This is a genomic window from Chondromyces crocatus, assembly GCF_001189295.1.
GTDB classification, from domain to species: Bacteria; Myxococcota_A; Polyangia; order Polyangiales; family Polyangiaceae; genus Chondromyces; species Chondromyces crocatus.
This window is the reverse complement of sequence record NZ_CP012159.1, coordinates 6,960,972-6,982,132: the sequence shown is the minus strand read 5'-3', so window position 1 is coordinate 6,982,132 and position 21,161 is coordinate 6,960,972. Positions and strand designations below refer to the sequence as shown.

The following is a 21,161-nucleotide window of genomic DNA, read 5'->3' as shown; positions in this document are numbered from 1 at the left end:
CGGTTGAGCAGAACCACATTGTGCGGCCGGTCCATGCGTGTACCTCTCGCTTCTTTCAGTTCTGACGGTCGCTTCCGCGCACACCCGAGGTCAGAAGCAGCGCTGCGACGAGACGGCTCTGCTTCCGGGCGCTGGAGCTCGGCGTGTCACCCCGGGACGAGAGCACATCGACCACCCGTCCGTCCGCCGACGCGAGCTGGCGCACGAGCGGCTCGGGGACGTCGAAGCCTGCCTTGGCCGCCGTCTTCACCGGGTCTTTCCAGAACGCGCTTCGGAACGTCGGATCGTTGCAGAGCCGCTCGACCAGCCCGTTGAGATGCTCCTGGATCGTGGTTGCCGAGTCTCCTGCCTTGAACATGTTTCCCCCCTCGTGCTCGCGTGTGACCGACGCCGGGGCACCATCGCCCTGGCTGGGCGATTCGTGGTCACCGCTCACTGCACCGTCAATGAGATGCCTGAAATCATGCTGAGGGCGGAGGCGTACGTGCGTCCACGCGTCACGTGAGGCGAGCTGCGCGGTGGACTCGCCAGCGCTGCGTGAATTGCGTGATCTCGCGTGGCCCTGCCGCCCCTCGTCGAACAGGGAAAACCCTCGGTTCGGTCCTGTCGGCTGGCCTCGCGCAATCCCGATCCACGTTCAGTCGGGGCGCGGACGTTCGTCTGCGCGAACGCCATGGTGAGGCGGCGATGGGCCTCGCCGTGCTGCGATCCATCCTGCCTGCGCCCCGACCAGCGGCGCGTCGGATCCTCACGCTGGTGAATGGATGGCTCATGAACCACGGCAGGCACATGCTCTGCCGTGGCGGGGCCGTGCGACCCAAGGCGGCCTGAGGAGGGACCGCTCGCCGGGTTGCGGAGACACGCGAAACGCTCGCCCCGTGCGATCTCTTCCTCCGGCCACCGAGATGGGCCTGCGTGTGACGCAGCTCCTGGGCTACCCTCCTGCTCTCTGGCCGTGAACACCTCTGCGCGCTCGCTCACCCGCTCCCCTCGTTCTGTTTCGCGGAAGCCTCCTACCCGGCGTGGTCCGTGGGGTGCCGCCACCGCGTTCGCCGCGAAGGCGCTCTCCTTGCTCGGCGGCGTTGCGGTCTGTTCGATCGGCCTCCTCGCGCTCGGCAGCGTCGGCTGCGGCCGTCCCGTCGCGCACGTGCTCGCTGACCTCGCGGTCTCTGGCGCCAGCCACCCCACGCTGCCCCGCCCGGATGCGCTGTCGGAGTCGGCGCGCGCCGCCGGCTACCGGATCCTCGGTGGCGACCTCCACTGCCATGTGCGGCCTCCCGACGGTTATCCGCACGTGAGTCGGACCGTCGCGGAGACCGTGGCGCTGGCCCGGGAGGAGAAGCTCGACTTCGTGGTGCTCACGCCGCACCTGCGCGCGGGCTTCTTCCTCGACGAGGGCCGTCGCGCCGTGGCCATCGCGCAGCAGCGAACCCTCGCCGAAGAGGTGCGGCGCGCTGCAGGCTCCGGACCTGTGTTCGTCGTCGGCTTCGAGTACACCGACTTCACCTATGGCCACCTCGGCGCCTCGTTCGGCGATCTGGAGGCAGTGCTCGCCGCCGTCCCCGTGCACGAAGCGCAGGCGCGTCCCGGGCGCTTCTTTGACGAGTACGTGCGGCGTGGTGGCTTCCTGGTGATCAACCACCCGCTCCTCGTCCCGCTGGACACGCTCATCCCCTGGGCGCGCTACGACATGTCGTGGCAGCCGTTCACCCGGCGGATGCCCGAGCCGTTCCCCGATGAGATCATGACGGCCGGCCGCCTTGCGCAGGGCATCGAGGTCTTCAACCTCGCCGTGAGCGAGATGCGCGATCGGCTCATGCTCTTCGACCGGCACCACTCTCTGCGCGAAGCGATGCGGCTCGTCGACTGGCAGATCACCTTGCGGCCGCGGCGGTTCGTGCCCGTCGGCGGCAGCGACAGCCACAGCGCCCACCTGCGCGCCACGACGTTCGTGCTCGCCAGCGCGCGCACACCCGAAAGCATCCGTGATGCGCTGCGTGCGGGCCGGGTCTGCGTGCGCGAACCTGCTGCCTGCTCGCTCGAGGCGCGTGGTGAAGGGACAGCGGGGCAGGGGAGCGTCTGGTCGCCGGTGGGCAGCTCTCTCCACGACGTGCACCGCCTGGTGGTGCGCACCCGCGGCGAGCGCGCGCGCATCCTCCTGAACGGCCGGGCCCTCGCCCCGGAAGGACCGGGCCGAGACATCGAGGTCACCGTCGACCCTCGCTGGTGCTCGGTCGTTCGCGCCGAAGTCGACGGCGGCTACTCAGCGCCCATCTATGTGAACTGTGGCGACCTGGGCGGCGACCCTCTGGAGCCTCCGCAGCCCGCGAGCTCGGTGGCGCGCTTCACGCCGGATACACCGTGACACCCACGACCACCTCCCCCCGGTGACCCCAGGAGTGACCACCCGGCGCGCGAACTGTGCGTAGAGTGAGCGCATGACGTCCTCCAGCGCTCGCTCTTCGCCCCTCGCGTCGCCTGCGTTCGCCCCCCCTCGCGTGGAGGTCCGCCAGCTTCCAGGAGGAGGCATGGTGCTGGCCTCGCCCGTACCGCTCGGACCTCACGCGCGGTGCCTGGGCGACTGGCTGGAGCGCTGGGCGGCTGACGCGCCCGAGCGGGTGTTCCTCACGGAGCGTGATGCAGGGGGCGTTCTCGTCGAGGTCACCTTTGCCCAGGCGCGTGACGCGGTCCGGACGCTCGCGCAGACGCTCCTCGATCTCGACCTGGCACCGGATCGGCCCCTCGCGCTGCTGTCGGACAATGGGATCCACCACGCCCTTCTCCAGCTCGCTGCCATGCACGTTGGCATTCCTGCCGTGCCCATCTCTCCAGCGTACGCGCTGATGTCGCGGGATCTGGAGAAGCTCCGCGCGATCGTGAGCCAGGTTCGCCCTGGCGCCGTGTTTGCGGCCGACGGCGCAGCCTTCGGGCGCGCGCTCGCAGCGGTCACCGCGATCGAGCCGAGCACACGCGTGCTCGTGTCATCGGCCGCGCCGCCGGGCGCGATGCTCGTGGACGGGATGTGCAAAGGAGGACACGGCCAGGCCGTGGAGGTCGCATTCCGCGCGATCACCCCCGACACGGTGGCGAAGATCCTGTTCACCTCGGGCTCTACGGGGACACCGAAGGGCGTGCTGAACACCCACCGCATGCTGTGTGCGAACCAGGAGATGATCGCCACCCTCTGGCCGTTCCTCTCCGAGCGCCCCCCGGTGACGGTGGACTGGCTTCCGTGGAGCCACACGTTCGGGGGCAACCACAACTTCAACATGTTTCTTCGCCACGGCGGGACGCTGCACGTGGACGGCGGCAAGCCAGCGCCGGGCCTCGTGGAGCGCACGCTCTCCAGGCTGCGCGAGGTATCGCCCACCATCTACTTCAACGTGCCGCGGGGCTACGAGATGATCCTGCCCCACCTGGAGAACGATGCGGCGCTGCGTGACGGGTTCTTCCGGGAGCTGGACGTGCTGTTCTACGCCGCCGCCGCGCTCCCCCAGAGCCTCTGGCTGCGGCTCGAAGCCGTATCGAAGCAGGCGCGGGGCGCGCCGGTCCCGATGATCTCGGCGTGGGGAACGACGGAGACATCGCCCATGGCGACCTGCGTCCACTTCCCGCTGGAGCGGGCGGGGAACATCGGCCTGCCGGCCCCGGGCTGCGAGATCAAGCTGGCCCCCGTGGGAGACAAACTCGAGATCCGGGTACGTGGACCGCAGGTGATGCCGGGATACCTGGGCGACACGCGGGCGGACGCCTTCGACGAGGAGGGATTCTATAGAACGGGCGACGCCGCATGCCTCGCCGATCCGGACGCCCCCTCGAAGGGGATCCTGTTCGATGGCCGCATCAGTGAGAACTTCAAGCTGTCGTCGGGGACATGGGTCTCCGTGGGGGCCCTCCGTGTGGCGCTGGTCGCCGCGATGTCACCCCTGATCCAGGACGCGGTGATCACCGGCCACGATCGTGAAGAGGTGGGGGCCCTGCTCCTCCCGAACCCGGCAGCGTGTGCTCGGCTCTGTGGCAGCGAGCTGCCTCTGGCAGAACTCCTGCGGCGCGACGAGGTGCGTGCCCATGTGCGTGCTGCGCTGCGCGCTCACAACGATGGGTGTGGTGGCTCCAGCCGACGCGTGGGGCGCGTGCTGCTGCTCGAAGAGCCCCCGTCGATCGACGCGGGCGAGATCACGGACAAGGGATACGTGAACCAGCGAGCGGTGCTGACACGCCGAGCGACGCTGGTGGAGCGTCTGTACGCGGAGCCTCCGGGGGACGACGTGATCCTCGCCGAGGGCAGGGAAGGGAACGAGCGATGATCCGGGTGAAGATTTGCTGCATCTCATCCATCGTCGAGGCGCGCCTCGCCATCTCCCTGGGCGCCGCTGCGCTCGGCCTGGTCTCCGAGATGCCGAGCGGCCCCGGTGTCATCACCGACGATGAGATCGCCTCCATCGCGCGGACCGTTCCACCAGGCGTGTCTTCGTTTCTCCTCACCTCCGCGCACGACCCAGCGCGGATCATCGCTCAGCAGCAGGCCGCAGGCGTCGACACCCTTCAGCTCGTGGACAGGCTCCCGCGAGGCGTGTGTAGCGAGCTGCGCGCCGCGCTCCCCGGCGTGCGCCTGGTGCAGGTGATCCACGTGCTGGACGAGGCCTCGATCGACGAAGCACTGGAGGCTGCCCCCGAGGTTCACGCGCTGCTCCTCGACTCGGGCAACCCGAACCTGGCTGTGAAGCAGCTCGGCGGCACGGGCCGCGTCCACGACTGGACCCTGAGCCGGAAGATCTGCGATCGATCCCCTGTCCCCGTGTTCCTCGCGGGTGGCCTGCGCGCCGACAACGTCGCCTCGGCCATCCGCGCCGTGCGGCCCTTCGGCGTGGACCTGTGCAGCAGCGTCAGGACCGAGGGGCACCTCGACCCCGACAAGCTGGGTACGTTCTTCCAGGCGGTCGGCGCTGCATGATCTGGTGAGCGCCACCTCGCTCCGTCATCGGGTGAGGCCCAAAACTGGTTGGACCTCCCTGCAAACGCGCACCCCGCTCCGCTCGCATAGAGACCTCGATGGGATGGTCGCGGGCTGCGAAACGTGATTCGCATGGCGACACGGTCGTGGCTCTCCTCTGGTCGGAGCGGGATGGATGTTGTACCAGGGTTCCCCGATGACCACGGCCACCCAGGAGCGCCTCGTTCGTCCCAGCACGTGTCGCATGTTCGAGACGCCGCTCATCGAGCGGTTCTCTCGCAGTCACCCGATCCTACCCTTCGTCTTCTGGCTGCCCGTGGTCGCCTACCTCGGCGTGCGCGCAGTCGGTAACGAGGTGGGCCTGCTCGCCGGCCTCGGTCTCGTGCTGGCGGGTCTGCTCATCTGGACCTTCGCCGAGTACGTCCTGCACCGCTGGCTCTTCCACTACGTGGGGCCGAGGCCGTGGCAGCGACGGGTGCACTTCATCTTGCACGGTGTGCACCACGACTTCCCACAAGACACAGACCGGCTGGTGTTCCCGCTCGGCGCGAGCATCCCCATGGGTGCCGGGTTCTACCTGCTTTTCCGGCTGCTCTTGGGTCCTGTTCTGGTCGATCCCATCTTCATCGGGTTCGGGCTTGGCTACCTCGCCTACGATGGCACGCACTATGCAGTTCACAACTTCCGACTGACCTCCAGGTGGGGGAAGTGGATCAAGCGACACCACATGATCCACCACCACACCGGAGAAGAGGCGCGCTGGGGCGTGTCCTCGCCGATCTGGGACTACGTGTTCGGAACGATGGGGTCGAAGGCCGACAAGGCTGGCTGATCACGCCGCTCTGGATCGCTCTCCCGAACGAGTGAGGCGCCACCTACCAGGTTTTGGCTGCCAGAGTTCGGGAGAGGGGAATGAGCCGGAAAAGGACTCGGTTGATGGAGAGCGCGCGGGGGCAGACCTCGCGTGACCGTCAGACCCTTCGCGAGCGCGAGGGGTCGCGGAGCGCCGTGCGCCTGGTCGTCCCGGAAGATGGCGCAGGCGCCGACCCCATCGAGACCCTGATCCGAAGGTCACGTAGATGTCGTCGACGAGGAGATGCCCGCCGCGCCTTGGTGCTGCTGCGGGATGCGTGCAACCACGACGAGTGGCGCGCGAGATCATGGACGATCCTTGGCGCGTTCCTGGCCGAGCTGGGACGCAAGGACGAAGCCGTGAGCGCACTCGAGCATGCCCACTGGTTGAGGGTACGAGCTGGCGAAGCGAGGCGGGCGGAAGTCACGGCGAGGCTCACCGAGCAAGCGCGCCGTCAGGCCGCCTGACCGGGCGGACCTCTCGTCGATCAGGCAGCCTGCGTCGGCGCGTCGCCGCTTTGCGTGGCGGACGCTGGCAGGACGCGGAGCGCACCGGCGTAGAACATGCGCAGCGTGTTGCGGTTGCAGAACGGGCACAGCCAGCCCACGTCGAAGCGCTCCAGATGAGCGTTGATGCTGTGTGCCGGCGCGAGCTCCTTGATGCCCGGCCGGGCTGCCCACCCGGCAAGGACGTGTCGGCGCTCGTCCAGTGTGGCCGACAAGGTCGCCTGACATTCGCAGCGGCTGGTGATGAAGAAGCGGCTCATGGGAGATCTGTCCTCGCGTGCTCTTTTCACAACCGTCTCGCCGCATCGCGGCATGACGCGCCTCTGAACGAGGCCTCTCGTGATGCGGCTTCTATAAAGGGTGGTCGGTTTGGGCTCAAGGGGTGTTAGGGTGGAGATGGTTGCGGCGATCGTGACCGACGAGAGGGAGGAGGGGAAATGAACTCTCGCCGTTCTGGCCAGCAAGCGATGTGGGTTGAAGAGAGGGCGCTTCCCGAGCGCCGCGGGCATGACGAGCCGGGGGATGCCCCCATCTCTGCATCCCTGCGCGGACAGCCCATGGATCGTCCTGGGCCTCACTCCGTTCGAGGGGGAAGCCGGGATGCGGCTCACCTCGACGCGGCGATCTCGGCGCCTCGTGTGCTCCTCGCGCACAACGCCACGGCCGTCACCTGCGACGCCTTGGCGCGGCTGATCGAGGCCACCGGCGCGGAGCTGGTGGACGCCTCGTCCAGCGATGACGCGCGCCTCGCCGTCGAGGCCGAGGACTTCGATGCCTGCCTGGTCTGCCTCGATCTGCCCCCGGCACCGTTTGCTGGCGTGCGGCTCGCGAGTGAGCTGCTGGAACGAGGCTGCCCCGTGGTGCTCGTGACCCGCAGCCAGCGCTGGCTTCCCGCCGACGCCACGGCGCTCCGTGCCCTCCCGTGGATCCCTCCCGACGCCACCGAGGACGCCCTCCGTGAAGCGCTGGACACCGCCAGCGGCATCCAGGACAGCGTCGTCCGACGCCGGACTTCCCTCGAGACCTCCCGCGTACGCCTGGTGCGACGCTGAGATCATGGTGCGGGTAGGCCTCGAGCCCACCCGCCCCGCGAGCCCTTCCAGCCTCATTGCCTGCGTCACCGAGATCACGGCGCAGGCATGACGTTCACCCGCGCCTGGCTCACGGCGTGGGCGGGCTCAAGGCCCGACCGCTTGCACCTCGACCGCGCGCACCGTCGCCGTGCCCGCCCCCGCGACCGTGATCAGCAGCTCGGCGTCCTCCTTCAACGTCGCATCCAGACGCCGCCCCCCTTCGAGCGACTGGGTGCGCAGCACCGCCCGATCCCCCGACGCACCGCGGATCGCGATCTCCAGGTAGGCATCGGGCGTCCCGACCGAGACCAGATCCCCTGACCCCTCACACCGCAGCGACGCCTTCCCCCCGAGCGGCTGCGCCTTGTCGGGAGCACACGACGTCTTCACCTGCGGCTCGGTCGCCGCCTCCGCCCGCGCCGCGGCCAGCACGTTCCCACCGCGCACCAGCTCCACATCGTCGAGGTGAACCTGGCCCGTGCCGCGCGACCCCACCACCAGGTAGAACCCGCTCGCGCCTGGCTCGGCGACGAGCTTCGCCTCGCGCACCCCCTTCTCCTTCGCCGTGATCTGGAGCGGCGTCAGCCCCTCCTGCGACTCCGGATCCTCCAGCGATCGCAGCCCGAGGTACAGCTCCGCGTCCTGCGCAGCCCGGAAGCGGAACCGTCCCGTCACCTCGTCCCCGGGCGCGATCAGACCTGGCGCGGCCGGCGCGTAGCTCCCGTGGACACGCACCAGGTAGCGCCGCCCTCCGCGCAGCGGCAGCGTCGTGCTGCTCCGGAGCACCAGCCGTGGCGGCCCCTCCTTCGCCTGCACCGTCACCCCCTCCCCGCTCGGCGAGAAGCTGATCCCTTCCGCGGCGATCTGTTGCAGCTTGCCACCGGGGAGCGCCGGGATGGCCGGCTTCGCGGCAGGCACTCCCTTGGGCTCTGCCGGCGCGTCCCCTCGGCCGGAGAGCCGGACCGAAAGCTCTTGCACCCCGGCATGGAAGCGCGCCACCTCCTCCGGAGCGCTGAACTTCCGGTTCCCCCACAGATCGAGCAGCGCCGCCATCAGATCGGTGAGCTGCTTGTCCCGGGCCTCGTGCTCCCCCCGCGTCATCTGGCAGCGGTTGTAGCTCTCGCACAGCTCCACCCGCTGCCCCTTCACCTGCTCGGCGAGCTGGACGGCGGCACGGATCGCCTCCGTACGCTGCAGACCGGCCTGCCCCTTCCCCGCTCGCTCCAGCGCGCCACCCACTGCGAGCGGCTCGAACACCGCACCGATCGCCGCGCAGTCCTCGCGCAGGATCTCCCCGATCGGCGCAGGGCACGCGATCTCGGCGGAGAGCGTCGGCGCTTCGACCTCCTTCGGCGGACCACAGGCCGAGAGGAGGAATGCCATCGAGGGACTCAGAGCGACCAGCGAACGGAAGAGACGGCGATGGTGCACCAGGCGAAGCTAGTACAGGTCGGGCACGCTCGGGACGGGCAAGCGCGGGCACATGACGCCTGACCTCGGGAGAGGGGAGGGGATGCGCCGTCCGACCACCCATGTTCACGGGCATCCGTGAGCCTCGGACCCCACGCGAACGAGTTCGTGCTGTTGCCTGTTGCCCTGAAGAACGGAATTGGCTAGAAGCTGCTTCACCTCACGCGGGACTAGCTCAGTTGGTAGAGCATCAGCTTCCCAAGCTGAGGGTCGCGGGTTCGAATCCCGTGTCCCGCTCCGAGATCCACGGATCTTCGGTGCACGCGAAGAGGATCTGAGACCAAAGCGTCACGAGTTCACTCGTGGCGCTTTCGTCGTTTTGGCCTCACGAGATCGGCCCTGTGGCCTTCACCAGGCCACCACGGTGATCCTCGCCTGGTCCAGCGTCCCGGTCTCCGTGTCGTCTGCATCGGCGACACACACCAACCAGTCGCCGCTGGGCGACTCCAGCTCGAAGTCGGCGAGGCTCTTCCCCGGCCCCTTGCCTGGACTCGGCCCGTACGCACAGATCCCGTCGTCGCGGCACACCGCCTTGCTGTTGTCGATGTTCACCCCCATCAGCTCCGCGGGGGACGCCGCGTCGTCCCGGAACGTGATCGGGTGCGTCACCACCAGGTTCGACCCATCTCCATCCAGCTCCGACGACCCATCATCGGGCTCCTCGATCCCTGCCCGGCTGAGCAGCGTCGTCACCGTCCCTTCCGGGCTCACCACCTTGATCACCAGATCGCTCAGCCACGAGTGCGACAGCCCCACCAGCACCTCGACCCGCACCACCCGTGTCGCCACCATGGTGACGGGCAGCGCCATGCACTCCATGCTCTCGATGCTCCCGTCGTACCGCTGATCGTCGGGCAGCGCGTGAGCAAGGCCTGGCCCCACCCCCACCCTCGACGTCAGGTACGGCCCGCACACGCTGGGCGACCCTGCGCAGCCGAAGCCCTCCTCGATCTCGCACCCAGCATCACAGCCATCGCCGCTCCGCACGTTCCCGTCGTCGCACGCCTCCTCCAGCTCGACGCGCCCATCTCCGCATCCAGCGTGCGCCCCACCGCTTCCACCGCCTCCGTCGCCCCCGCTCGTGTCGAACGTGAAGTCGTTCACCCCGGAGAGCGCGTTGCACCCGGCGACCGCGAGCAGCGCTGCCGCGCGCATGATCCCATCCCGTCGTCGCATGCTCGTTTCCGCAGACCAGCATAGTCCATCCCCCACACCCCTCCACCCGGCGCCCCCGGACCGTGTCGCCTCGCAGCCGTGCGGCCTCGCAGCCGTGCGGCCTCCGCGTGATAGCCTCGCGACGCGCTCACCTCGCGCCGTGGTGCGCCACCACCCTGGAGTGACCTCATGCCCCGGCCCTCACCCCTCCGCATCGCCCTCCTCCCCGCCCTGCACCTCGCCCTCGCCGCCTGTGGCCTTGCTTGCGGCGGTGACGATGGCGGTAGCGGTGGCAGCGGCGGCTCCACGACCAGCGACACCGGCGGCGGCGGCGCGACCCCTGCCGGCGTCGGCGGTGGATCGACCACCGGCGTGGGCGGCCAGGGCGCTGGGGGCGCGACCTCCACCCTCGACTGCGCCGGCCTCCCCCTCTGCGACGACTTCGAGACCGCTGCTCCCGGAGGCCCCCCTGATCCCGCGGTCTGGAGCGTCGTCTCTCCCAACTGCAGCGGCACCGGGACCCTCGCGATCGACGATGCCCACGCGCACAGCGGCGCGCGCTCCGTGCGCATCGACGGTGGCGGCAACTACTGCGACCACGTCTTCATCGCCAACAGCACCGCCATCGCGGCGGTCGGTGCCGCCGTTCATGGCCGCTTCTTCGTCCGCTTCGAAGACCCCCTCGGCATGAGCCACGTCACCTTTCTCACCCTGCGCGACGAGAACGCGGGCGGCCGTGACCTCCGGATGGGTGGCCAGAGCGAGATCCTCATGTGGAACCGCGAGACCGACGACGCCACCTTGCCCTCGCTCAGCCCCGCGGGCATCGCCCAGAGCCTTCGCCCCACCGCCGGTGCCTGGCACTGCATCGAGTTCTTCGTCGACGGCCCGAGCGGCGTCCTGCAGACCTGGGTCGACGGCGCCGCGGTCCCCGGCCTCCAGGTCGACGCCACCCCCACCCCCGACATCGACCAGCAGTGGCACAACCAGCCTGGCTGGGCGCCTGCCCTCTCGGACGTCAAGTTCGGCTGGGAGGGCTACGGCGGCCAGCCCATGACCCTCTGGGTCGACGACATCGCCCTCGCTGCCCAGCGCATCGGCTGCGATTGACGCTGACGTCGGCTCGATTCCCGCCCCGCCGACTCCTCCCCCCGCCGCCTCTCACGCGCCGAGCAGCTCATTGCGGGGCTTCCCCATTGCCTCCGCTCGCCGCCCATCCGCTCGTCGCTGCCCGCCAGTGCGACGTCTTCCGCCCACCGCATCGCGGACCGACAGCACCACCGACCTCGGCCACGCGACGGATCCCACGGTAGAGCCTCGATCTGGCGAGCGACGCTACTCCCTGGTGGCGTCTGCCCTACACTCTTCGTCGGACCACCCCGAGGTGCCTTCGACCCGGATGTTGGCCCGCTCATTCACGACGCGCACGATACGAGATCGTGGCGGAGCGAGTTTCACACCGATCCCCACCGGACATAAGGACCATGAATCCGACCATCGTCGATATCGTCAATGCCTCCCAGGACGCCCTCATCTCGGGCGACATCGAAAAATACCTCTCCTTGTTCGCGGAGGACGTGGTTGCCGTCGACCCCATGTTCCCTCCGACCATCGGCCTCGATGCCCTCCGGCACCACGTCGAGGCACTCCTCGCTGCGCTCGATCGGCCCCGCTTCGTCGAGCGCCGCATCTTCGCGATCGGCCGGAGCGCCGCGTTCCGGTACACCATCGAAGCGAATTTCGCCGGGGGCGGCCCCGTGAGCCTCGTCGGCGTGGACGTCTTCGAGATCAACGACGCGGGCCGCATCCGCAGCGTGACCAGCTATTTCGATCCATCCGCATTCACTGCGAGCACCTGATGACAGTGAGCACGACGCGCCCGCCGCCCGCGCTATAACCGCACACGTGCTGGCCGCCAGTCACGCGTCTCACTCGACTTCGTGATACAGTGGCCTCTCCAACGCAATCGAAACCATGGCGCCTGCCCTTGGCGCAAATAGGCCTTGACGCGCCTGCCCCGGACACGATTTAAGTGAATTCGAGATCGGGGCGCTCCTGAATGAGCGTCCCGGGTTCTCCATTCTATTGGCGCGGCATCGGGGGTGTGCGGCCATAGCGTGCTCATTTGCGGTGCGTCGCGGTCGCGACGCGTGGGCAATGCGCGCGCCCATCACTCCCCACGAAGGAGATGCAGAATGCGTGCAGCAGGAGTCGAGCACGTGCGTTCGCGCACCTGGACCCATGGCCTCTCCATCGTCGCGCTCGCGCTGTTCGGCGCGGGCTGTGGCATCCAGACCGAGGAAAACATAGACGCGGAGGAGTTCGACGAGCGCGAGGAGGCCGCGGGCACCACCTACCAGGTGGGCCCCTCGCGGCAGTACAAGAAGCTCGCCGACGTGGCGAACCTGCTCCAGCCCGGCGACATCGTACAGGTCGATGGCAATGCGACCTACGCCGGCAACATCCGCTTCTCCAGACATGGCACGGCGAGCCAGAAGATCACCATCCGTGGCGTCCGGGTGAACGGCAAGCGCCCCGTCCTCTCGGGGGGCACGAACACCGTCGAACTGGCCGGGAATCACTACGTCTTCGAGGGGTTCGACGTCACCGGGGGCAGCTCGCGGTGCATCTTCCACCACGCGCACGGCATCACCATCCGGGACGCCGTCGTCCATGACTGCCCCGCGCACGGCATCCTCGGCGCCGACGCCGACTCGGGCTCGCTGCTCATGGAATACGTGGAAGTCTACGCCTGTGGCTCCGGCACCACGCGGCACCCGGTGTACATCGCCACCGACGAGACCGCCTATCCCGGTTCGGTGTTCCGCATGCAACATTGCTACATCCACGACGCGACGGGCGGCAATGCGGTGAAGTCGCGCGCCGAGCGGAACGAGATTTATTACAACTGGATCGAGGGCGGCCATTACAAGGAGCTGGAGCTGATCGGCCCTGACGGCCAGCGAGAGAACCTGGCGCGTGAAGACGGCGACGTCGTGGGCAACGTGTTTCGCAAGACACACAACCAGTTCGTGGTGCGCGTCGGCGGCGACGGCACGGGCCAGAGCTGGGGCCGCTACCGCTTCGTCAACAACACCTTCCTGCTCAAGCAGGGCTCGTCGGCGGCGATCCATGCCTTCGACGGCATCGAGAGCATCGAGCTGCACAACAACATCTTCCACCGCGTCGGCGGCGGCGGCGTGCAGGTCCTGCGCGACGACGGCACCTGGTCCACCGGCAACCCCATCTTCGTCGGCGCCAAGAACGCCGTCCCCCAGGGCTCGACCGTGCCCACGAGCCTGTCCCAGACCATCACCCAGAACGACCCCGGCTTCGTGAACCCGGGCGCCCGCGACTTCCGCCTCTCGTCGTCGAGCCCCCTCCGCGACATCGGCGTCATGACCACCCAGGGGCCCTCGGGCCGCCCCTTCCCGGCGCCCCTCGCGCTGCCCCTCTACCACCCCCCCACGGGTGCCATCCAGGCCCTCGGCGCCGCCTCCGCGCGCCCCGTGGTGGGCCTCATCGACCTGGGCGCCTACGAGTTCGGCACCGGCGGGTCCAACCCCTGGCCACCCGACCCTCCGGCCTCCTGCAAGGTCGCCAGCACCGGCGTGTGGACGAACACCGCCCTGGCCACCCAGACCGGCACCTTCACCGTCACCTGGAACGTCACCCCGAGCAGCTCCTCCATCGATGGCGCCGTCGGCCTGTCCCGGGGCGCGCAGACGGTCTGGAGCGGTCTCGCCGCCATCGTCCTGTTCGACCTCTCCGGCCGCATTCTCGTGCGCAATGGTGCCACGTACCAGGCAGCCACACCCTTCACCTATGGCGGCGGACAGACGTACAAGGTGAAAATGGTGGTGAACGTCCCGAACCGGAAGTATTCGGTCTATGTCCAGGCCCCGGGAGGCGCAGAGACCCTGCTCGCGAACCAGTTTTCGTTCCGATCCGAGCAGACGGGCGCCTCGCAGCTCAACAACTGGACCGTGGTCCAGGACGCTGGAACCGGCTCGATATCGGCTTGTGACGTCACGCTTCAGTGATTGCGAGCACGCGAGCGCCACGATCGCTTCATTGAAGCTGCGACCATAAGATCGTGTACGGCTGTTCCTGACGAAACTTCCTTGACGGCCGTACGCGAAGCGCGCATGAATAGGACCCAAGAGCGCCGCGGCATAATCTGACTTTTTGCCGCGCTCTCCGGCGGGCGATCCCAGCTCCGGGGCCGACCTCAGCCGACTTCGTTACAACGCCTTGCGCGGCTTCGAAGGAAACATGGAGCGTGGGCCTCTCGAGGCCTGCGTGGCCCTTCTTTGTACGGCGCGCAATGACGCCAGGAGAATCGTGATGCGCGTAGACGAGAATCGCCTCGGACTCGGTCGGACAGGGATGCTCGCGCTGGCCTTCGCAGCGATCGGGATCGCCAGCGTCGGCTGCGTGGTGCAGTCGGAAGACGAACTGTCCTACGAGGACGAGGATCTCGCGGCGGACGTCGAAGGAATCGAAGCGGAAGCAGCAGTCGGTGAAGTGGCGGTCGGTGACGAGGTCGAGGACGACGCTGTCGCCGACGCAGAAGAAGAAGAGTTCGGCACGGCCCAGCAGGCGCTCGGCACGGTGTACAAGGTCGGCCCCGCGCGGCCGTACAAGAACCTCGGTCAGGTCGCGAATCTCCTCAAGCCGGGCGACGTCGTCGAGGTCGACGGCAATGCCAGCTATGCCGGCGGCATCCGGTTCTCCAAGCACGGCTCGGCGAGCCAGAAGATCACCATCCGCGGCCTCCGCGTCAGCGGCAAGCGCCCCATCCTCTCGGGGGGCACCACCACCGTCGAGCTGGCTGGCAATCACTACGTCTTCGAAGGCTTCGACGTCACCGGCGGCAGCTCACGCTGCGTCTTCCACCACGCCAACAACGTCACCATCCGGGACTCGGTCGTCCACCATTGCCCTGGCCACGGCATCCTCGGCGCCGACTCCGACTCGGGCTCGCTGCTCATGGAGTACGTGGAGGTCCACAACGCCGGCTCCGGCACCACGCGGCACCCGGTCTACATCGCCACCGACGAGACCGCCTTTCCTGGCTCCGTGTTCCGGATGCAGCATTGCTACATCCACGACGCGACGGGCGGCAACGCCGTGAAATCGCGCGCCGAGCGAAACGAGATCTATTACAACTGGATCGAGGGCGGCCATTACAAGGAGCTGGAGCTGATCGGCCCCGACGGCCAGCGAGAGAACCTGGCGCGCGAGGACGGCGACGTCGTGGGCAACGTGTTCCGCAAGACGCACAACCAGTTCGTGGTGCGCGTCGGTGGCGACGGCACGGGCCAGAGCTGGGGCCGCTACCGCTTCTCGAACAACACCTTCCTGCTCAAGCAGGGCTCGTCGGCGGCGATCCACGCCTTCGACGGCATCGAGAGCATCGAGCTGCACAACAACATCTTCCACCGCGTCGGCGGCGGCAGCGTGCAGGTCCTGCGTGACGACGGCACCTGGACCGGCGGCAGCCAGCTCGTCAAGGGCGTGAAGAACGCCACCCCCCAGGGCTCGGCGATCCCCGCTGGCCTGACCCAGGGCGTCACCCAGGACAACCCGGGCTTCGTGAACCCGAGCGCCCGCGACTTCCGCCTCGCCTCGTCGAGCCCCCTTCGCAGCGTCGGCGTGAACGCCCCCGCCACCATCCCCGGGCACGCCTTCCCGACCCCGCTCGCGCGCCCCTTGTTCTTGCCCCCTCCCGGCAACGCCCAGGCCTCCGGCGGCGCCGCCTCCAGGCCCCTCGCCAGCATCATCGCCCTCGGCGCCTTCGAATGAGGAAAGGCCTCGCTCCCGTCGCGTGACGGGCGAGGCCGAGCGGGGAGGGGACGCGGGTCCCCGAGCGCTTCGCCCGCCGGCGAGGAGCCCAGTCCCCGACGTCAGCGCGAGATTTCCCCCGTCCGCAGATCCAGCTTCAGCTCGCGCACCACCTCCGGCGACGCGCAGACCACCTGCGGCGTCGACCCCTGCACCTCCCGCTGGATCCGCGCCTGCAGCTTCTTCGCCATGTCCCAGCTCGGCACGAACGCCGACAGGAACCGCTGCCCCAGATCGCGCGTCACCACGAACCGCGCCCCCGAGAACTCCGTGCGCCCCTTCAGCGCCTTCCGCGTCAGCGGGAAATCGTAGTCGTCCGGCGTCACCTTGCTGAACGTGTAGAGCACCACCAGGTTCTGCGTACAGCGCGGCCCACCCGCCTGCGGGAACGCCCGTGGCGCCCTCGGCTTCGGCGCCGACGCCCCTGACCCCACCGCCCCCTCGCGCTGCGCCCCGCTTCCCGACGCCCCCGGCCTCCCACCCAGCGCGAGCGCCCCCGCCGCCGCCCCCTCGCCGCCACCCTGCCGCAGCAGCGCCCCTCCAGCCACCACCCACACCGTCCCGTTCTCTTCCACCGCCACGTCCTGCGCCTTCGCCCCCTCGGGCAACACCGCCCTCTCCCACGCATCCCTCTGGCGCTTCACCAGCGCCCCCCCGTCCGTGATCACCCACAGCGCCCCGTCCGGCCCCACCGAGGCCGTGTTCACCGGGTCCCCGGGCACGGCGGCCTCCAGCAGCGTCGCGCGCCCATCGCGGAAATGCGCCACATCCCCATCGACGATCCAGGCCTCTTGCTCTCCGCCGCCGGTCAGCAGCTGCGCCCACTGATTTCGCCACATCATCGGCGGCATCGCCACGATCGACCCCCGCGTCTCCCCGGGTGCCCACACCTCGAGCGCCACCTGATCGTCGCATCCCTTCCCGTAGCTCAGCGCCGTCCCGTCCCGCGTCGCGCCGAACGCCGCTGGCTTCACCGCCTCGAAGCGCTCCTGCCCACCCGGCTCCCACCCTCGACAAGGCCCCACGGGCGCCAGCGTCAGCGCCCGCGTCACCTTGGGCCCCTGGAGCGTCACGAGCTCCGACCGCCCGATCATCGCTGGCGTCTTCAGCGCCACCACCGACCCCCCCAGCCGCGCCACCCCCGTGAAGTAGCTCCCCACATCCGAGCGCCGCTGCACCCACCCTTGTGGCTTGAGTGCCCACTGCTCCGCGATCCCCACCCGCCCCGTATCCGACGTCGCGACCAGCTCCAGCGGCCCCGGCCACCGCCCCATCGCGCGCACCACCCGGTGCCAGAACCCTGGCAACCGCAGCCGCTTCGGGAAATCGATCGTCCCGTCCACCAGCACCCCCACCGCGGGCGACGTCCCCTCTTCCCCCTCGAACGAGAGCCCCATCTCCGACGACAGAAGCAGCGCCCCCTCCACCGGATGCAGCCGGAGCTGCGCCTCCGCCGGGAGCTGCGCCACCACCACGAACGGCGACACCTCCGCCTTCGCGGCGCTCACCGCGCCCGTCGCGCTGGCGCCCGCATCTCCGGCACCCGCGCCTTCGCTCGCCACGGTCGCCGCGGGCGCACCCGCGCCACCCCCGCCTGCCGGAGGGACCTCCCCGGGCGCCACCACGTCGACCTCCTGCGCTGCCCCGCACCCAGCCAGCGCTGCCCCGCACCCAGCCAGCGTGACCAGCATCCAGCGCATACCCGACCCTCGTCCGTTCGTGCTCATCGCTCCCACCTCCACGAGCGCACTCCGCGCCCGCACCACGGCCTTCACCTCGCGCCGCACCACGGCCTCACCTCGCGCCGCACCACGGCCCCTGCCTCGCGCCCGCCCTCACGGCGCGAGCCTCCCCGACGCCACCCGCACCTCCCCCTCCACGGACGCCGCCCGCGCCTCCACCCCGTTCGGATGCGCCACCCGCTGGTACGTCACCTGCCACCCGATCTCCCGGCCCACCCCGGCGTCCCCCACGTCCAGCGCCACCACCACCGGCGTCCCGTGCACCCGATCGTCGCTCACCAGCCGCCGCCCACTCTGCCCCGCCCTCAGCTCGAAATGCCGCGCCAGGAACCGCTCGGCGCCCCCCAGCACCATCTCGTCCGGCCCCAGCGCCTCTGCCGACACCGACAGCCGCCGGAACAGATCCCCCGTCGGGAACGCGTGCCCCGAGTTCGCGGGCGAAAGCGTCACCTCCACCCCCGTCGCCGACACCCGCCGCGCCGACACCTGCACCGCGCTCCGCACGAACCCCTCGTCCCGCGACCCCACGAACGCGTGACGCCGTCGCCCGTCCGGCCCCTCGGGCATGTGGCACCCCGCGCACGACTGCCCTGCGGAGGCCGACGCCCGGTGCTCCGAGATCGTCGACTGCATCAGCTCCGAAAGCCTCCGCCCCGGTGCCGTCGGAAACGCGAACTCGTGGCATCCCGCGCACGCCTCCGCCCCGCCGAACCGCGCGTCCCGCACCACCCCGTGCGGCGCTGCTGGTGGCGCGGACGCCCCCCTCCACGGCGCTGCCAGCACCGGAAGCTCTGCCAGCCGCGCCCCTCGCGCCAGCATCCCCGGCGCGTCCCCCGTCACGTGGCACGTCACGCACCCCACCCCCAGCTTCCCGACCGCCTCGGGCGCCTCCTCCGTCGGCACCCCCTCGGGCGCGTGGCATCCCCTGCAGAACGGCAGCGGTTCGAGCGCGAACGCCCGCTGGTATGCCGGCTCCGTGTTCGCTCGGTGGTGCAGCGACGCCCGCCACGCCCGCGCCTCCCCCTCGTGACACCCCTCGCACCCCTGGTTCACGGCCACCGCCACCGCGCCCCGCGCCCGCGCCGGCGTGGGCATCCGCGTCCCCACCGCGCCGGAGACCTCGGACGAAGCCGCGCCCGACCTCCGCTGCCCCGCCGTCACCCGCTCCCCCTCCACGAGCGCGCCGTGGCCCTCGTGCGCTCCACGACCCCACGGCGCCGCCCCGGCGCCATCCACCCCTTCGTGCGCCCCTGCGCAAGCGCTCCCCAGGGCGCCCCCGCCCACCAGCACCAGAATCAACCCCAGGCTGCCCAGGCTGCGCATGGTCGACACGCCCTCGGTACAACGCCCTCCGAGCGGCGTCACCTCCAGCGTGCGGCGCGCCCCGTACTGGACGCCACCCCGAGCGCCCACGTCGCGCCCGGACCCCCGCCCTCCCGTTCGTCTCGTCTCCGGACCCCCCTCCCGTTCACGTCGAGCCGCTCTGCGTCCTGCTGCCAGCTCGGACGGCCCTCACCCGACAGGCGTCGAGCGGACCCTGGAGCGCTGGATCCGTCCCCAGACGCGCGCGCTCTCGCCCGCAGGAGCGCCCACCTCTGCGCACGCGTGCGCGGCGTCGTCTCGCGCGGTGAGCGGCGTGAAAGCGCCTGCCGGTGCGCCCCGGCGATCCTAGGATCACGTTCGGAGTGTCATCGCTCGGAGAGAAGATCCCATGAAGAGCTACACCGTTCAGGAGGCCCTCGCAGGCCTCCCATTAGTCCTCGCAGTCCTGCTTCCGGCGTTCACCGGGTGCGCCGGCCACGACGACACGGCACCGGACGACGCCGCACCGGACGACGTCGCATCCGACGACGCCGCACCGGACGACCCGGTGATCGTGGAGGTGTCGGAACTTCAGGCGACGCACGAACTCCCTGCCGTGCAGGGAACACCTGCGCCCGACGACGACGCCACCGGTTGCGGGGAGCGCGCAGCCCGGGCCGGCCTCGTCGTGGCACAGGGCGCGCCTTCCGCGCTGCACCCGGCGAGCGCCCCCCGTGAGGCCGTGGCGGCTGGCGCGTTCCACAGCCTCTACCTGCGCGACGACGGGACGGTCTGGGCATGGGGCCACAATGGCGACGGCCAGCTCGGCGACGGCACCGTGCTCACCCCCCGCGCCACGCCCGTGCGGACCGTGAACCTCCCGCCCATCGCCGCCATCGCCGCCGGAGGGTTTCACTCGCTCGCCCTCGACACCGCAGGCCATCTCTGGTCGTGGGGCCTGAACACCTTCGGTCAGCTCGGGGCCGGCACCGCTGGCAGCACCCCGTCGAGGACACCGGGCCGGATCCAGCCCCAGAGCGGCGATCCCACCTTCATCGCGATCGCCGCCGGCCACCAGTTCTCGATGGCGCTGGACGCGACCGGACGCGTGTGGACCTGGGGGAGCAACGTGTACGGCCAGCGAGGCACAGGGGCGGTCGGTGGGAACAACGCCGTTCCCGAGCCTCTCCTGCTCCCTGGCACGTTCGCGCGCATCGCCGCCGGCTGGAACCACGCGCTCGCGGTGGACGCCGAAGGGACGCTCTGGACCTGGGGCCGCAACAACGCCGGCCAGATCGGCAGCGGCACCTTCAGCCCCACCCAGATCGCGCCGCAGCCCCAGCCGGTGAACCTCCCCCAGCCGGTGATCGCCGTCGCCGGCGGTGGGAGCCACTCCCTCTCGCTGCTCTCGGACGGCACCGTCCACGGCTGGGGATCGAACTCCCACGGCGAACTCGGCCTCGGCACCACGAACAGCCCGATCCCCACACCGCAAACGCTGCTCGGACCGAGCGGCGTCTCGCAGCTCGCCGCGGGCAACACCTTCTCGCTGGTCCTCCGCGGTGCGACCGGCCAGGTCCTGTCCTTCGGACAAAACACCTTCGGCCAGCTCGGCGACACGACGCTCACGAACCGCACCACCCCGACGCCGATCACCCTGTCCCTCCGCGTCCTCGCCATCGCCGCCGGCAGCAACCACGCCCTCGCGCTCACCGCGGACTGCCCCGTCTGGGCCTGGGGCCAGAACAACCTCGGGCAGCTCGGCCTCGGCAGCACCGCGCTCGCCCAGCAGCCGAAGCCGACGCAGACCCTCGCCCTGCGCAGGTTCTACCGCGACACCGACGGCGACGGCCACGGCGACCCGGCGCACCCCGTGGATGCCTGCACGGCGCCGCCCGGCACCACGAGCACGGCCGACGACTGCGACGACACCGACGCCCACGTCTCCCCGGCCGCCGTCGAGATCTGCAACGGCCGCGACGACGACTGCGACGGCCAGGTGGACGAGTCCGATCCGGCGCACGGCAAGGCTTGCCTCACGGGCGCGCGCGGAGAATGCGCCGTCGGCGCGCTGGCCTGCCAGCGAGGCACCCTGACCTGCATGTTCACGACACTCCCGTCCCACGAGCTGTGCGACGGCCTCGACAACGACTGCGACGGCCGCATCGACGAAGACTGTCCCGACGTGCCCATCGAGTCTGGCGAAGCCCGCGACCTCGACCTCGAGAACGCGCCACGCGAGTGACGCGGGCCCCCGGC

At 69.9% G+C, this 21,161-nt stretch carries 17 protein-coding genes and 1 tRNA gene; 12 read left to right on the top strand and 6 right to left on the bottom strand.

The genetic code is table 11. The annotated features are described in order from the left end of the window. Positions 1-55: 55 nt before the first annotated feature. Positions 56-358 carry a hypothetical protein gene (locus tag CMC5_RS25490; RefSeq protein ID WP_156338866.1) on the bottom strand — a complete coding sequence of 101 codons (303 nt, stop codon included), beginning with the start codon at positions 356-358 and terminating at the stop codon, positions 56-58. A 711-nt stretch (positions 359-1,069) separates the two neighbouring features. Between CMC5_RS25490 and CMC5_RS25485 the strand changes: the two genes are divergently transcribed. The 5 genes from CMC5_RS25485 (at position 1,070) to CMC5_RS47025 (ending at position 6,274) form a co-directional block, all read left to right on the top strand. Then, a complete protein-coding gene (locus tag CMC5_RS25485; RefSeq protein WP_050432855.1) occupies positions 1,070-2,365 on the top strand; it encodes a CehA/McbA family metallohydrolase domain-containing protein in 1,296 nt (431 codons plus the stop codon). Between the two features lie 163 nt (positions 2,366-2,528). Continuing rightward, positions 2,529-4,307 (top strand): feruloyl-CoA synthase, encoded by a 1,779-nt coding sequence (locus CMC5_RS25480; protein ID WP_218920063.1) that lies wholly within the window; start codon positions 2,529-2,531, stop codon positions 4,305-4,307. Continuing rightward, the gene (locus CMC5_RS25475; RefSeq protein WP_050432853.1) at positions 4,304-4,954 is read left to right on the top strand and encodes a phosphoribosylanthranilate isomerase; all 651 of its coding nucleotides are present in this window, start codon (positions 4,304-4,306) and stop codon (positions 4,952-4,954) included. Before CMC5_RS25480 ends, CMC5_RS25475 begins: the two co-directional genes overlap by 4 nt. Before the next feature lie 196 nt (positions 4,955-5,150). Continuing rightward, on the top strand, positions 5,151-5,786 hold the full coding sequence (locus CMC5_RS25470; RefSeq protein ID WP_050432852.1) for a sterol desaturase family protein: 636 nt from the start codon (positions 5,151-5,153) through the stop codon (positions 5,784-5,786). A gap of 104 nt (positions 5,787-5,890) precedes the next feature. Continuing rightward, positions 5,891-6,274 carry a hypothetical protein gene (locus tag CMC5_RS47025; protein WP_050432851.1) on the top strand — a complete coding sequence of 128 codons (384 nt, stop codon included), beginning with the start codon at positions 5,891-5,893 and terminating at the stop codon, positions 6,272-6,274. A 20-nt stretch (positions 6,275-6,294) separates the two neighbouring features. Here the strand turns inward: CMC5_RS47025 and CMC5_RS25460 are convergent, their stop codons facing one another. After that, positions 6,295-6,573 (bottom strand): hypothetical protein, encoded by a 279-nt coding sequence (locus CMC5_RS25460; RefSeq protein ID WP_050432850.1) that lies wholly within the window; start codon positions 6,571-6,573, stop codon positions 6,295-6,297. A 177-nt stretch (positions 6,574-6,750) separates the two neighbouring features. On the opposite strand from CMC5_RS25460, the gene CMC5_RS25455 reads away from it, so the two are divergent. Further along, positions 6,751-7,365, top strand: a complete 615-nt coding sequence (locus CMC5_RS25455; RefSeq protein WP_245677748.1) for a hypothetical protein — start codon at positions 6,751-6,753, stop codon at positions 7,363-7,365. Between the two features lie 126 nt (positions 7,366-7,491). Here the strand turns inward: CMC5_RS25455 and CMC5_RS25450 are convergent, their stop codons facing one another. Continuing rightward, the gene (locus CMC5_RS25450) at positions 7,492-8,769 is read right to left on the bottom strand and encodes a hypothetical protein (protein WP_156338864.1); all 1,278 of its coding nucleotides are present in this window, start codon (positions 8,767-8,769) and stop codon (positions 7,492-7,494) included. A gap of 251 nt (positions 8,770-9,020) precedes the next feature. Here CMC5_RS25450 and CMC5_RS25445 point away from each other — a divergent pair. After that, a tRNA-Gly gene (locus CMC5_RS25445) sits at positions 9,021-9,093 on the top strand. A 111-nt stretch (positions 9,094-9,204) separates the two neighbouring features. Here CMC5_RS25445 and CMC5_RS25440 read toward each other — a convergent pair. Next, on the bottom strand, positions 9,205-10,032 hold the full coding sequence (locus CMC5_RS25440; RefSeq protein ID WP_156338863.1) for a proprotein convertase P-domain-containing protein: 828 nt from the start codon (positions 10,030-10,032) through the stop codon (positions 9,205-9,207). Positions 10,033-10,200: 168 nt separating this feature from the next. Between CMC5_RS25440 and CMC5_RS25435 the strand changes: the two genes are divergently transcribed. From CMC5_RS25435 to CMC5_RS25420, 4 genes are all read left to right on the top strand, one after another. Then, entirely contained in the window at positions 10,201-11,121 is a 921-nt protein-coding gene (locus tag CMC5_RS25435) for a hypothetical protein (RefSeq protein ID WP_050432847.1), read from the top strand. Positions 11,122-11,495: 374 nt separating this feature from the next. Beyond that, the gene (locus CMC5_RS25430; protein WP_050432846.1) at positions 11,496-11,870 is read left to right on the top strand and encodes a nuclear transport factor 2 family protein; all 375 of its coding nucleotides are present in this window, start codon (positions 11,496-11,498) and stop codon (positions 11,868-11,870) included. A 336-nt stretch (positions 11,871-12,206) separates the two neighbouring features. After that, positions 12,207-14,054: a hypothetical protein gene (locus CMC5_RS25425; RefSeq protein ID WP_050432845.1), complete on the top strand. Its 1,848-nt coding sequence runs from the start codon at positions 12,207-12,209 to the stop codon at positions 14,052-14,054. 304 nt (positions 14,055-14,358) lie between these two features. Next, positions 14,359-15,819 carry a right-handed parallel beta-helix repeat-containing protein gene (locus tag CMC5_RS25420; protein ID WP_245677747.1) on the top strand — a complete coding sequence of 487 codons (1,461 nt, stop codon included), beginning with the start codon at positions 14,359-14,361 and terminating at the stop codon, positions 15,817-15,819. A 101-nt stretch (positions 15,820-15,920) separates the two neighbouring features. Here the strand turns inward: CMC5_RS25420 and CMC5_RS25415 are convergent, their stop codons facing one another. Both CMC5_RS25415 and CMC5_RS25410 read right to left on the bottom strand, forming a co-directional pair. Further along, entirely contained in the window at positions 15,921-17,648 is a 1,728-nt protein-coding gene (locus tag CMC5_RS25415; RefSeq protein ID WP_050432843.1) for a hypothetical protein, read from the bottom strand. Positions 17,649-17,693: 45 nt separating this feature from the next. After that, a complete protein-coding gene (locus CMC5_RS25410) occupies positions 17,694-19,013 on the bottom strand; it encodes a multiheme c-type cytochrome (protein ID WP_050432842.1) in 1,320 nt (439 codons plus the stop codon). A 298-nt stretch (positions 19,014-19,311) separates the two neighbouring features. Here CMC5_RS25410 and CMC5_RS25405 point away from each other — a divergent pair, with 298 nt between their 5' ends. Next, positions 19,312-21,147, top strand: coding sequence for an RCC1 domain-containing protein (locus CMC5_RS25405; RefSeq protein WP_050432841.1), 1,836 nt, complete (start codon positions 19,312-19,314; stop codon positions 21,145-21,147). Positions 21,148-21,161: the final 14 nt, after the last annotated feature.